Annotated in this window: 12 protein-coding genes and 1 pseudogene; 7 read left to right on the forward strand and 6 right to left on the reverse strand. The window is 66.8% G+C overall.

Features of this window, described 5'->3' with window-relative positions; all coding sequences use genetic code 11:
- Positions 1 to 3: 3 nt before the first annotated feature.
- From BN118_RS14790 to BN118_RS14805, 4 genes are read left to right on the forward strand one after another with little or no spacing between them, the layout of a single operon-like run.
- Positions 4 to 1,053, forward strand: coding sequence for an ABC transporter substrate-binding protein (locus tag BN118_RS14790; protein ID WP_014905983.1), 1,050 nt, complete (start codon positions 4 to 6; stop codon positions 1,051 to 1,053).
- Complete coding sequence (locus BN118_RS14795) at positions 1,050 to 1,859, forward strand: ABC transporter ATP-binding protein (RefSeq protein WP_003814902.1); 810 nt, start codon at positions 1,050 to 1,052, stop codon at positions 1,857 to 1,859. The genes BN118_RS14790 and BN118_RS14795 overlap by 4 nt, the downstream gene beginning before the upstream one ends.
- A gap of 2 nt (positions 1,860 to 1,861) precedes the next feature.
- A complete protein-coding gene (locus BN118_RS14800; RefSeq protein ID WP_014905984.1) occupies positions 1,862 to 2,698 on the forward strand; it encodes an ABC transporter permease in 837 nt (278 codons plus the stop codon).
- Positions 2,699 to 2,712: 14 nt separating this feature from the next.
- Entirely contained in the window at positions 2,713 to 3,405 is a 693-nt protein-coding gene (locus tag BN118_RS14805; protein ID WP_003820594.1) for a cysteine hydrolase family protein, read from the forward strand.
- A gap of 11 nt (positions 3,406 to 3,416) precedes the next feature.
- Here the strand turns inward: BN118_RS14805 and BN118_RS14810 are convergent, their stop codons facing one another.
- The 3 genes from BN118_RS14810 to BN118_RS14820 form a co-directional block, all read right to left on the reverse strand.
- Positions 3,417 to 3,806 carry a VOC family protein gene (locus BN118_RS14810; RefSeq protein ID WP_003820593.1) on the reverse strand — a complete coding sequence of 130 codons (390 nt, stop codon included), beginning with the start codon at positions 3,804 to 3,806 and terminating at the stop codon, positions 3,417 to 3,419.
- A gap of 105 nt (positions 3,807 to 3,911) precedes the next feature.
- Entirely contained in the window at positions 3,912 to 5,300 is a 1,389-nt protein-coding gene (gene dbpA / locus BN118_RS14815) for an ATP-dependent RNA helicase DbpA (protein WP_003820592.1), read from the reverse strand.
- A gap of 116 nt (positions 5,301 to 5,416) precedes the next feature.
- The gene (locus tag BN118_RS14820) at positions 5,417 to 6,913 is read right to left on the reverse strand and encodes a membrane protein (protein WP_010931229.1); all 1,497 of its coding nucleotides are present in this window, start codon (positions 6,911 to 6,913) and stop codon (positions 5,417 to 5,419) included.
- Between the two features lie 296 nt (positions 6,914 to 7,209).
- On the opposite strand from BN118_RS14820, the gene BN118_RS14825 reads away from it, so the two are divergent.
- Entirely contained in the window at positions 7,210 to 7,884 is a 675-nt protein-coding gene (locus tag BN118_RS14825; protein ID WP_010931230.1) for a GntR family transcriptional regulator, read from the forward strand.
- Here BN118_RS14825 and BN118_RS14830 read toward each other — a convergent pair.
- The gene (locus BN118_RS14830) at positions 7,881 to 8,648 is read right to left on the reverse strand and encodes an IS481 family transposase (protein ID WP_414734097.1); all 768 of its coding nucleotides are present in this window, start codon (positions 8,646 to 8,648) and stop codon (positions 7,881 to 7,883) included. The genes BN118_RS14825 and BN118_RS14830 overlap by 4 nt on opposite strands.
- Between BN118_RS14830 and BN118_RS14835 the strand changes: the two are divergent.
- Positions 8,541 to 9,332 (forward strand): annotated as a pseudogene (locus BN118_RS14835) (IS481 family transposase); the annotation flags it as partial. The gene BN118_RS14830 and the pseudogene BN118_RS14835 overlap by 108 nt on opposite strands.
- Here the strand turns inward: BN118_RS14835 and BN118_RS14840 are convergent.
- Both BN118_RS14840 and BN118_RS14845 read right to left on the reverse strand, forming a co-directional pair.
- Positions 9,329 to 10,405: an AI-2E family transporter gene (locus BN118_RS14840; RefSeq protein ID WP_003813006.1), complete on the reverse strand. Its 1,077-nt coding sequence runs from the start codon at positions 10,403 to 10,405 to the stop codon at positions 9,329 to 9,331. The pseudogene BN118_RS14835 and the gene BN118_RS14840 sit on opposite strands and share 4 nt — an antisense overlap.
- A gap of 44 nt (positions 10,406 to 10,449) precedes the next feature.
- Positions 10,450 to 11,253, reverse strand: coding sequence for a DUF3053 domain-containing protein (locus BN118_RS14845; protein WP_003813008.1), 804 nt, complete (start codon positions 11,251 to 11,253; stop codon positions 10,450 to 10,452).
- A 511-nt stretch (positions 11,254 to 11,764) separates the two neighbouring features.
- Here BN118_RS14845 and BN118_RS14850 point away from each other — a divergent pair.
- Positions 11,765 to 12,046, forward strand: coding sequence for a hypothetical protein (locus BN118_RS14850; protein WP_003813010.1), 282 nt, complete (start codon positions 11,765 to 11,767; stop codon positions 12,044 to 12,046).
- Positions 12,047 to 12,056: the final 10 nt, after the last annotated feature.

Consider the following 12,056-nt stretch of genomic DNA (forward strand, 5'->3'; position numbering starts at 1 on the left):
GGCATGGCTGTCAGAACGCAGGAGGAAGTGCCCGTGAAATCCCCATCCTCGCCTTTCGCGCGCCGGCTGCTTGCCGCCGGCATGCTGGCCGGCCTGCTCGGGTCCGGCCTGGCCGCCGCCCAGCCGCTGAATCCGCCGGTCAAAGTCCGCTACGAAGAAGTGGTGCGCTCCATCCTGTACGTGCCCAAGTACGTGGCCCTCTCGCAGGGCTATTTCAAGGACGCCGGGCTGGACGTCTCGATGAAGACGTCGCAGGGCACCGACAAGGGCATGACCGCCCTGCTCTCGGGCAGCGCCGACATCGTGCTGATCGGCCCGGAAGCGTCGATCTACGTGCAGAACAGCGAATCGCCGGTCAAGCCCAAGATATTCGCCGGCCTGACCGCCACCGACGGCTTTTTCCTGCTGTCGCGCAAGCCCATCGACAAATTCGACTGGTCGATGGTCAAGGGCAAAGAAATCATCGGCTTCCGGCAAGGGTCCAACCCGCTGGTCTTCCTGGAGACCGTGCTGCGCAAGCACGGCATCGATCCGCAGAAGGACGTCAAGCTGCTGAACCAGATCGGCATTCCGGCGCGCGCCGGCGCCTGGATGGCCGGCCAGGGCGAGTACGGCATCTTCCTTGAGCCCGAGGCGGGCGAGCTGGTGCGCAACGGCAAGGGCCACATCGTGGCCTCGGTCGGGCACGAAGTCGGCCAGGTCGACTACACCGTGTTCACCTCCACCGACAAGTACATCCGCGACAACCCCAAGGTGATCCAGGCCTGGACCAACGTGGTGGCGCGCGCCGAGAAATACGTGCAGGACACGCCGGCGGCCACGCTGGCGCCGGAGATCGCCAGCTTCTTCCCGGGCCTGGAGCAGCAGGGCATCATCGATGCCATCGAGCGCTACAAGCAATACCAGATCTGGAAGACCACGCCGCTGGTGACGCCCGAAGCCATGAACCAGTTGCAGGACATGCTGATCGCCAGCGAGGTGATGAAGGACGCGGCGCGCGTCAAGTACGAAGACGTGGCGATGCCCGAGTTCGCCAGGCAGGCCAAGCCATGAGCGCGGTCGTGCACAACCTGATGCCGGCGCCGGCCGCGGCCAAGATCGAACTGCGCGAGGTCAGCCTGAGCTACTTCACGCCCGAGGGCGAGACCGAGGCCCTGTCCAAGGTGTCGTTCTCGCTCGCGCCAGGCGAATTCGTCAGCCTGATAGGCCAGAGCGGCTGCGGCAAGAGCACGCTGCTGTCACTGATCGCCGGGCTGATCCCGCCGACCTCGGGCGCCGTGCTGGTCGACGGAACGCCGGTCACGCGGCCCTCGCCGCGCATCGGCTACATGCTGCAGCAGGACTATCTCTTCGAGTGGCGCACCATCCTGGACAACGTCATGCTGGGCGCCGAGATCCAGGGCCGGCGCGACGCCCGCAGCGAGGCGCGCGCCGTGCACCTGCTGGAGAAATGCGGGCTGGGCGCGTTCCTGGAGCACACGCCGCGCCAGCTGTCGGGCGGCATGCGCCAGCGCGCCGCGCTGGCGCGCACGCTGGTGACCGAGCCCGACGTCATCCTGCTCGACGAGCCGTTCTCGGCGCTGGACTCGCAGACGCGCCTGGCGATCTCGGACGAGGTGGTGGACATCCTGCGCCGCGAACGCAAGACCGTGGTGCTGGTGACGCACGACATCGGCGAAGCCATCGCCATGACCGACCGCGTCATCGTGCTGTCGCGCCGCCCGGGCCGCCTCAAGAGCCAGTACCGCATCAACTTCGCCGAGCCGCGCCCGACGCCGTTCCAGGCCCGCTCGCGCCCGGAGTTCAACACTTACTTCGAGCAGCTGTGGGAAGAGCTCGACGTACACGTGGAGGGGTAACCATGACCGCGCCTGCCGCCAACACGCTCGCCCTGCGCCCCGCGCACGCGCCCAGCGAGAAATACCAGGAATACCTGCGCCGCGACCGGCGCCGCAAGCACCATGTGCGCCTGGCCCAGCTGATGCTGCTGGTCCTGTTCCTGTGCGCATGGGAAATCCTGCCGCGCATGCACGTCCTCAATCCGCTGCTGACCAGCTATCCCAGCGCGCTGTGGCCCACGTTCTTCGAACTGTGGAACCACGGCAACCTGCCGCGCCACATCGCCGCCACGGTCATGGCCACGCTGGTCGGCTTCGGGCTGAGCATGCTGATCGGCGTGGCCGTGGCGGCGGCGCTGTGGTGGCCGGACTTTCTCTACAAGGTGATCGATCCCTTCCTGGTCGTGGCCAACGCCATGCCCAAGATCGCCTTCGTGCCGATCTTCTACCTGTGGCTGGGATCCGACTACGCGGTCTACGGCATGGCGGTGGCGATCGCCGTGTTCGTCACCATCATGGTCGTCTACGCGGGCTTTCGCGGCGTGGATCCGAACAAGATGAAACTGGCGTACACCTTCGGCGCCTCGCGCTGGCAGGTGCTCACCAAGGTCATCCTGCCCGGCAGCGTGCCCACGCTGATCGCCGCCGTGAAGATGAACATCGGGCTGGCCCTGGTGGGCGTGATCGTGGGCGAATTCCAGTCCGCCGACCTCGGCCTGGGCTTCCTGATCATGAACGGCAGCCAGATCTTCAAGCTGAACATCGTCATGACCGCCATCACCCTCTTGGCGCTGATTTCCAGCGTGATGTACCTGGTGATCTATCGCCTGGAAGCGGCCGTTGCGCGCCGCTACGCCTGAGGAGCACCCACACCATGGAATTTCCCCAATGGGTCGTCGACCGCGTACAGGCGCGCCAGGGCTGCCTGCATCCCTACGATAGCCTGCCCGGCCCCCGCACCGCCGCCGTCGTCATCGACATGCAGCGCTACTTCACCCTGCCCGGCTACCAGGGCGAATGCGCGGCCGCGCGCGCCATCGTGCAGCCCATCAACCGGCTGTGCGCCGCGGTGCGCGCCGCCGGCGGCAGCGTGGTCTGGGTGCAGACCGCCTCCGACCATGCCGACTCGTTCTGGTCGCACCACCATGGCGTGATGCTGACGCCCGAACGCAGCAAGCGCCGGCTGGAGACGCTCAAGCGCGACAGCGAGGGCTACGCGCTGCACCCCGACATGGACGCCCGCGCCGAAGACGTACGCGTGACCAAGCGCTTCTACAGCGCCATGGCCCCCGGCTCGTCGGAGCTGGAGCCGCTGCTGCGCGGCCGCGGCATCGACACGCTGCTGATCGCCGGCACGGTCACCAATGTCTGCTGCGAATCGACCGCCCGCGACGCGATGATGCGCGACTTCCGCACCATCATGGTCGACGATGCCCTGGCGGCGGTCACGCCCGCCGAGCACGAAAACGCCCTGCATGGCTGGATGCTGTTCTTCGGCGACGTGCTGTCGGTGGACGAGGCCAGCGCCAGGCTGGCCGCGGCGGACGAGACGCGCCGCATCGCCTGAGCCGGCGCTGCTCAGCGCTCGACCTGGTACAGCTGTATCAGGTTGCCGCAGGTGTCGGAAAAGATGGCGATCGTGGCCGGGCCGGCCGGCGTGGGGTCGATCGTGAACGCCACGCCCCGGTCCTTGAGCCGCCGCGCCTCGGCGTGGATATCCGCGCTTTCGAACGCGGTGACCGGTATCCCGTCCTGGCGCAGGGCAGCCTGGTAGGCGCTCGCGGCGGGATGCCCGTTCGGCTCCAGCACCAGCTCCAGGTCGTCGGGCCCTTCCGGCGACACCACGGTGATCCAGCGCGCCGCGCCGGCCGGGATGTCGTGCTTCTTGGTGAACCCCAGCACGTCGGTATAGAAACGCAGCGCCTTGTCCTGGTCGTCGACAAAGATGCTGTTCAGTCTGATTCGCATGGATCGTCTCCCTGGCCGGCTCGTCCATGCGCTGCGCGCCGCTCGCGGCCGGCGCATGGATCCGTCCATTCTAGCGCCGCGCTCGCGCGCCTCGGCCCGCCGCGCTCAGAACTCTTCCAGGAAGCGCATGCGGAACCGCCGTCCCTTGATATTGCTGTTGGACAGGCGCGCGAAGGCCTGCTTGGCGACCTGGCGGTCCAGCGCCACATAGGCGTTGAATTCGGTGATGTTGATCTTGCCGACCTGCTCGAACGCCAGCCCGCCGTCGCCGGTCAGCGCGCCCAGCAGGTCGCCGGGACGCAGCTTGTCCTTCTTGCCGCCCTGGATGCACAGGGTGATCATGGGCGCGCGCAAGGGGCGGTCGGACTTGGGCCGCAGCGAGCCGAGGTCGGCCCATTTCAGCGGGGCGCCCTGGTATTGCTCGATGAGGTTGGCCCAGCGCATTTCCTCGGGCGAGCACAGGCTCAGCGCCAGCCCTTTCTGGTCGCCGCGGCCGCTGCGGCCGATGCGGTGCACGTGGACCTCGGTGTCCTTGGTCACGTCCACGTTGATGACCGCGCCCAGGTTCTGGATGTCCAGCCCGCGGGCGGCCACGTCGGTGGCGACCAGCACGGCGCAGCTCTGGTTGGCGAACTGGATCAGGATTTCATCGCGCTCGCGCTGCTCCAGGTCGCCGTTGAGCGCCTGGGCGCTGATGCCCTGGGCGCGCAGGCGTTCGACCAGGTCGTGGCTGCGGATCTTGGTGTTGCAGAACGCCAGCGTGGACGCCGGGCGGAAGTGGGCCAGCAGCGTCGCCACGGCATCCAGCCTCTGGCCTTCGTCGATCTCGAAGAAGAGCTGCTCGATGCGGCTGGCGTCGTGCTGGGCCTCTACCTTGATTTCGGCCGGATTGCGCAGGAAGCGGGCGCTCAGCTTGCGGATGTTGTCGGGGTAGGTGGCCGAGAACAGCAGGGTCTGCCGCCTGGCCGGGCAATGCGAGGCAATGGCGGCGATGTCGTCATAGAACCCCATGTCCACCATGCGGTCGGCCTCGTCCAGCACCAGCGTGTTCAGCGTGGACAAGTCCAGGCTGCCGCGCGCCAGGTGGTCCTGGATGCGGCCGGGCGTGCCCACCACCAGATGCGTGCCGCGCGCCAGCGACTCGGCCTGAGGACGCGCGGCGGCGCCGCCGCACAGCGTCAGCACCTTGACGTTGGGAATCAGGCGGGCCAGCCGGCGCAGCTCCTGGGCCACCTGGTCGGCCAGTTCGCGGGTGGGACAGAGCACCAGCGCCTGCGGCGCCAGGCGGTTGACGTCCAGGTTCTGCAGCACGCCCAGGCCGAATGCGGCGGTCTTGCCGCTGCCGGTCTTGGCTTGCGCGATCAGGTCGCGGCCTTCCAGGATGAGCGGCAGGCTTTGCGCCTGGATCGGCGTCATCTGTTCGAAGCCCAGGCCTTGCAGGTTGTCGAGCAAGGCGGGCAGAAGAGGCAGGGAGGAAAAAGACGTGTTGGTCACAATAAGGCGGATCGCAGAGGATCGCGAAAGACAGGATCGACCGACAGTGTATGCCGTCGCGCCCCGCCTGCCTCATCCGGCGGCGCCGGCCTGCCCGGCCCGGCGCCGCCGCGGCCTCAGGTCATGAACATCACCGCCGCCACGGTGGAGACAATCAGGCCCAGCACCACCGGCCCGAACAGCTTGCGCACCAGCTCCAGCACCGGCACGCGGGCAAAGCCCGCCACCGCGATCAGCGAGGACCAGGCCACCAGGGTGCCCCCGCCGGTCCAGATCGCTCCCATCTGGCCCACCGCGGCCAGGGTGGCGGCGTCCACGCCGACGGTCGCGCCCAGCGCGCCGGACAAGGCGCCGGTCAGCGGCAGGCCGGAAAAGCCCGAGCCGTCGATACCGGTGATGACCCCGACGATGAGCACGCCGAAGGCGACGACCAGGTGGCTATTGGGAATCCAGCCCTGCGCGGCCTGCAGCAGGTCGAACAGCAGGTTGGGCGCATGGCCCGGCTCGACGCCGAGGATGCCGGCGGCCTGGTCGGGCGCGCCGAGGAAGAAGAAGCCGGCGATGGGCAGCACCGAGCCCATGGCCTTGAACGCGAAGACAAAGCCGTCGGTGACGTGGTCGGCGGCCGTGTTGAGGAAATCGCGTCCAGGCACGCCGACGGCGGTGGCGGCCACCATCAGCAGCGCCGCGGCGCCGCCCACCAGGGCCGCCGCTTCGCCGCCGCGCAGCGCCGGCAGCGAGGGAAACAGCCGCGGCGCCACCATGACCAGCACCACCAGCAGGAAGACCACCGGGGTGACGATGGCGAACAGGCGCGACCAGCCCTGCTTGCCCAGCGGCACCGAGCCGCTGTCGTAATCGACGGCGGCGGCCAGTTCGCCCTTGTCCATGGTGCCCGACTCCTCGACCGACTCGGGCACGACCACCGCGCGCCGCTGCCAGGCGTCGAGCAGCGCTTCGCTGGGGGCCTGGATCTGCCGGCGCATGCCGACGTAGGCCAGCACCAGCGCGACGATGCCGGTCACCAGCGACAGGATCAGCGTGCGTTCGGCAACCAGGGCGGTGGCCACGCCGGCGGCTTTGGCGCTGATGCCGGGCGCGACGCCGATGACATAGTCGGACGACAGAGCCATGCCCTGCCCGGCGATGGCGATGGCACAGGCCGCGCCCAGCGGCGGCAGGCCGGCGGCGATGGCCACGGGCAGCAGGATGGCGGCCACCAGGGGCACGGCCGGCGTGGGCCAGAAGAACAGCGAGATGAGATAGGTGGCCAGCGCCAGCACGACGAATGCGATATGGCCGTTGGTCATGACGGCCCGGAAGGGCTGCACCATGCGCACGTCCGAGCCCAGCGTCTTGAGCGCGTTGAGCAGGGCGGTCATGAATGCGATGACCAGGAATATGTTGAAAAGCTCCTTGGCCGCCATGAAGCTGGCGTTGAACACGGCCGTCACGCCGCTGACGATGCTGCCGCCGAAGGCGATGCCGACCAGCAACGTACCCAGCAGGGATGGAACGACGACGTTGGCGCGAAAGATCATCGTGATCACGATGACGACCACGCCCAGCAGATACATCCAATGCGCCGCAGTAATGACAACTTGCTGGCCCATGACTACCCCCTGATTTGCGCTTGTTGTGCAACAAGGCCGGCACGCGAACGGCGCCGGAGCGAACCACCACTAACGTATACTATATTCTTAAATTCCGAATTTAGACACAATGAATCAAGCAAGCTAATACGAAATTTTATTCATTAAAATCAACGAACTTCCATAAAAACCAGAGATGACCGCGCAAGGTTCGACAATCAGGATTTCCCTTGTTGCGTTTTCATTGAATACGGTATACGGTTTGGCTACCGACCATCGCAGGCTTGGATAATCCGCGCTCCGCGCGGATCACGACGATGACCCTAGGCAGCCAACATTCGCCGCTGTTCGCCCTGGTGCAGGAAACCCTGCGCAAACGCATCCTGAGTGGCGCCTATGCCCAGGGCGAACGCCTGGTCGAGGGCGACCTGGCCGAGGAAATGGGCGTTTCGCGCATTCCGGTGCGCGAGGCGCTGCGCGCCCTGGCCGCCGCCGGCCTGGTGCGCATCGAACCCCGCCGCGGCGCCTCGGTGGCCAGCCTGTCGCCCGAGCATGCGCGCGACATCGTCGAAGTGCGCGCCACCCTCGAAGCCCTGAACGCCCGCCTGGCCGCGCAGCCCCGCAACCCCCAGCAAGTGGTCGACATGGACCGCGCCATCCGCGACGGCGCGCACGCCTGCGAACACGGCGACACCGCCGCCCTGGTGGAGCAGAATCGGCAGTTCCACGAACTGCTGGGCGGCGTGAGCACCAACGCCGTGCTGCAGGACCTGATGCGCTCGCTGCGCGACCGCACCGCCCTGCTGTTCGCCCGCAACAGCGTGACACGGGCGGCCGACATCCTGGACGAACACGCGGGCATCCTGCAGGCCGTCACCGCCGGCGATGCCGACCTCGCCAGCCTGCTGGCGGCGCGCCACGTACACAACGCGGCCCAGTGGTACTTCGAACGGCCGGTCGACCGCAAGGCGGTGGCGGCCGATACCGACTAGGTGTGAACTGTCAATAGGTTGTATTCGTCCAGGTTGAGTCTGGAGATGGGTACAGCGCGCCCGATGCCTTGGTGGGGTCGATGCCAGTTGTAGTGGTGTAGCCAGGATTTCATGGCATCGGCTCGGTGTTGGGAGTTCTGGTAGGTGTGAGCGTAAGCCCACTCACGCAAGGCCGACTGGATGAAGCGTTCGGCCTTGCCATTGGTCTGTGGGCGGTAAGGTCGGGTAAAGCGGTGCTTGATGCCCAGCTCATGGCACAGCGCGGCGAAGGCGCGGCTGCGAAAGGCCGAGCCATTGTCGGTGAGCAAGCGCTGGATGGTCACGCCCAGGCGCTGGTAGTAGGCCACTGCGTCCTTGAGGAACTGGACGGCGCTGGGGAAGCGCTCGTCGGGGTGGATGTCGGTGAAGGCCACGCGGGCGTGGTCATCGATGGCCACGAAGACGAAGTCCCAGCCGGCCCCCTCAACGGTATCGCGTCGGTTGCCCGTGACCCGGTGGCCAGGGCGCTGGATACGTCCCAGCTTCTTGATGTCGATGTGCAGCAGATCGCCGGGGGCCTGATGCTCGTAGCGCACCACCGGCTCGGCCGGCTCCAGGTCGGCCAGGTGCGACAGACCGGCGCGGGCCAGGACGCGGCTGACGGTGCTGGCTGACACGCCCAGCGCCTGGGCGATGCGTGCTTGCGTCAGACGGTTTCGGCGCAAGTGATTGATACGGACAACGTTGTCCGTATCAATCAGTTGCGCCGCAACCGTCTGACGCAAGCACGCATCGCCCAGGCGCTGGGCGTGTCAGCCAGCACCGTCAGCCGCGTCCTGGCCCGCGCCGGTCTGTCGCACCTGGCCGACCTGGAGCCGGCCGAGCCGGTGGTGCGCTACGAGCATCAGGCCCCCGGCGATCTGCTGCACATCGACATCAAGAAGCTGGGACGTATCCAGCGCCCTGGCCACCGGGTCACGGGCAACCGACGCGATACCGTTGAGGGGGCCGGCTGGGACTTCGTCTTCGTGGCCATCGATGACCACGCCCGCGTGGCCTTCACCGACATCCACCCCGACGAGCGCTTCCCCAGCGCCGTCCAGTTCCTCAAGGACGCAGTGGCCTACTACCAGCGCCTGGGCGTGACCATCCAGCGCTTGCTCACCGACAATGGCTCGGCCTTTCGCAGCCGCGCCTTCGCCGCGCTGTGCCATGAGCTGGGCATCAAGCACCGCTTTACCCGACCTTACCGCCCACAGACCAATGGCAAGGCCGAACGCTTCATCCAGTCGGCCTTGCGTGAGTGGGCTTACGCTCACACCTACCAGAACTCCCAACACCGAGCCGATGCCATGAAATCCTGGCTACACCACTACAACTGGCAGCGACCCCACCAAGGCATCGGGCGCGCTGTACCCATCTCCAGACTCAACCTGGACGAATACAACCTATTGACAGTTCACAGCTAGGGCCGCGCGGCGCCATCTCCGGCCGTGTCGTCGGGCGGCGAGAACAGGTCCCAGCAAGCCACGAACAGCGCCGCGATCAGCGGCCCGATCACGAAGCCGTTCAGGCCGAACAGCGCCATGCCGCCCAGCGTCGAGATCAGCACGACGTAATCGGGCAGCTTGGTGTCCTTGCCGACCAGCAAGGGACGCAGGACGTTGTCGACCATGCCGATCACCAGCACGCCGAACAGGATCAACACCACGCCCTGCCAGATCGCGCCCGTCAGCAGGAAATACACCGCCACCGGCGCCCAGATCAGGCCGGCGCCGATAGCCGGCAACAAGGACAGAAAGGCCATGATCACGCCCCACAGCAGCGCGCCCTGTATGCCCAGCACCGAGAACATCACGCCACCCAGCGCGCCCTGCGCGGCCGCCACGGCGATATTGCCCTTGACCGTGGCGCGGATCACCGTGGTGAACTTGCGAAACAGGTGCTGCTTGTGATGCTCGTCCAGCGGGACCGCGCGGCGCAGCCGGCGTGACAGCTGCGAACCATCGCGCAACAGGAAGAACAGCAGGTACAGCATGACGCCGAAGCCGATCAGGAACTGGAAGGTATCCTGCCCGATGTTGAACGCCTGGGTGGCGATGAACTGGCTGGCCTGCATCATGCCGGCCGTCAGTTTTTCCTGGATGCTGCCCAGGTCGGCGAGGTCGAAGCGCGCCAGCACGTCGTGCACCGTGGGCGGCAGGGCATCGATGGCCTGCTGCAGGTAGGCGCCGAAATTCAGGTTGCCGCTCTTGAGCCGCTGATACAGATTGGCGCCTTCCTGGACCAGCGAACCGGTGATGAAGATCAGCGGGATGATGACCACCAGCAGGACCATCAACAGCGTGAGCAAGGCGGCCAGATTGCGCCGCGGCGCCAGGCGCACGGCGATGCGGCGGTGGACCGGCGCGAAGATGATGGCCAGGATGGCGCCCCAGAACACGGCGCCGTAGAAAGGCCACAGCAACCAGGCGAAGGCGATCGTCACCACGATGAGCAGCCCGACGAACGCCCTGCTGTTGAAAAGACTCGATTGGCTCATGTTCCATCCCGGAAGCGGCCTGGCCGCACGAGGCGCTATTGTACTCAGGGCGCCTGGCGAGCCGGTCCCGCCAGGCCATTGAGCAAGGCCTGCGCCTGCGAAACCTGGTCGGAGCGGCCATTGAGCGCCTGCAGCAGTACATTGAGCTCGCTGCGCACCGAGGGATCGCGCACCTGGGTCAGCGGACCATCGGTATCGACCTGATCGCGATGGCGCGCAACGAACCCGGCCACGCGCCGCGCATCCTCCACGGCGGGTTCGAGCAGGCCGGATATCCGCGCCAAGGCCTGTGCCGGCGCCGTGACGCTGTGTTCATAGGCGCGCGCGTAGGCGTTGCGCAGGTCGGGAGGCTGCTCCATCCCGGCGCGCGCGGCGTCGGCGGCGGCGCGCGCCTGTTCGAGCCCGGTGCGCGCGGCCGCCAGGCGCTCGGCCAGCCTGTCCCAGCCGTCCTGGCGTGCGACGATCTCGTCGACCGAATGCAGCCGCAGCGCCTGCAGCGCCGCCTGCTGCGCCGCCAACGCTTCGCGCACGGCGGCGTGCGCCGCTTCCATCGGCTCGTACTGCGCCTCGTAGTCGCCCAGGGCCTTGCGCGTGGGCGGGTCGGGCGGCGCGGCCACGACGCCCGCCTGCGGCGCGGCCACTTGTTCCAGATACGCGATGAAGGCCGCGCGCTCCTCTGGCTCGCGATTCACGCATCCGGCCAGCGCAAGCACGACGGCCAGCGCCGGCAATCCCCATCCAAACCGCATAAACCTCCCTTCCAGCACCCATGCGGCGCCACTACGCATTGCCGGCATTATCGGGCTGGCATCCGGAAAACTCCCCTGGAGCAGGCACTTTGTTGCCATCGAAGCGATCTGTGACAGGCGCCTGCGACAGGTTCTTGACAAACAAAATTCCATGCACTAGAATGCTTGGTTATTCATGCTTACCCATAACGCCATATATCATCATATGGCAGCAACATGGCCGATCCGGTCATGTGCCCACAGGCAAGCCGTCGGCCCCCTCATATCAGAACACGCCTGGCGTGGCCGACCCGAAACCGCAAGCCCGCGCTTTACGCCTTACGGCTTGCTACAAACCCATCGCTGCCCTGCCCTGAACGCAGGGAACCCTGGCACCACCCTTGGTGTCCAACGCTGTGTGTGTCATCCGGCAACGCCATTGGCCTGCCCACGGCACGCACTTCGAGCATCGGGATACAGCCGGTCCCCGCCGGCCTCTCCGGGTCCTTGCGATCCGCCGCCCCATGCTCCCGGCGCCACGCATGCCGCGCATGCATGTTCGCCGTACCAGGCAAGGCCGCTCTTGCGGCCTTGCGCACATTCCATAACTAGAACTCGAAAGAGGAAAAACATGAACCAACTGTTTGACACCAACCACCTGATCCGCCGTCCCACGCAAACCAAGCTGGACGACACTCCCATCCACGTCGGCGACGTCGTGCATCTGCAACTGGCCGACGGCCCGGTCATCCGGGCGCGCGTGATCTACAACGCGCCGATCAACGGCACCACGACGTACACGACCGAACTGATCCGCTGCGCCGGCGACGACAAGGCCAGCCACGGCCAACGCATCCGTTTCCGCCACGAGCACGTGCATCGCATCGAGTCGGTGCGCGGCCTGACCCACTGAAGCGGCGCGG

Source organism: Bordetella pertussis 18323 (assembly GCF_000306945.1).
GTDB lineage: Bacteria > Pseudomonadota > Gammaproteobacteria > Burkholderiales > Burkholderiaceae_B > Bordetella > Bordetella pertussis.

Excerpts from the sequence above, each read along its gene's own strand:
- BN118_RS14790 (WP_014905983.1), top strand. The coding sequence starts at position 4 with ATGGCTGTCAGAACGCAGGAGGAAGTGCCCGTGAAATCCCCATCCTCG.
- BN118_RS14850 (WP_003813010.1), top strand. The coding sequence starts at position 11,765 with ATGAACCAACTGTTTGACACCAACCACCTGATCCGCCGTCCCACGCAA.
- BN118_RS14810 (WP_003820593.1), bottom strand. The coding sequence starts at position 3,806 with ATGCGAATCAGACTGAACAGCATCTTTGTCGACGACCAGGACAAGGCG.
- BN118_RS14840 (WP_003813006.1), bottom strand. The coding sequence starts at position 10,405 with ATGAGCCAATCGAGTCTTTTCAACAGCAGGGCGTTCGTCGGGCTGCTC.
- BN118_RS14825 (WP_010931230.1), top strand. The coding sequence starts at position 7,210 with ATGACCCTAGGCAGCCAACATTCGCCGCTGTTCGCCCTGGTGCAGGAA.
- BN118_RS14800 (WP_014905984.1), top strand. The coding sequence starts at position 1,862 with ATGACCGCGCCTGCCGCCAACACGCTCGCCCTGCGCCCCGCGCACGCG.
- BN118_RS14795 (WP_003814902.1), top strand. The coding sequence starts at position 1,050 with ATGAGCGCGGTCGTGCACAACCTGATGCCGGCGCCGGCCGCGGCCAAG.
- BN118_RS14845 (WP_003813008.1), bottom strand. The coding sequence starts at position 11,253 with ATGGCAACAAAGTGCCTGCTCCAGGGGAGTTTTCCGGATGCCAGCCCG.
- BN118_RS14805 (WP_003820594.1), top strand. The coding sequence starts at position 2,713 with ATGGAATTTCCCCAATGGGTCGTCGACCGCGTACAGGCGCGCCAGGGC.
- BN118_RS14820 (WP_010931229.1), bottom strand. The coding sequence starts at position 6,913 with ATGGGCCAGCAAGTTGTCATTACTGCGGCGCATTGGATGTATCTGCTG.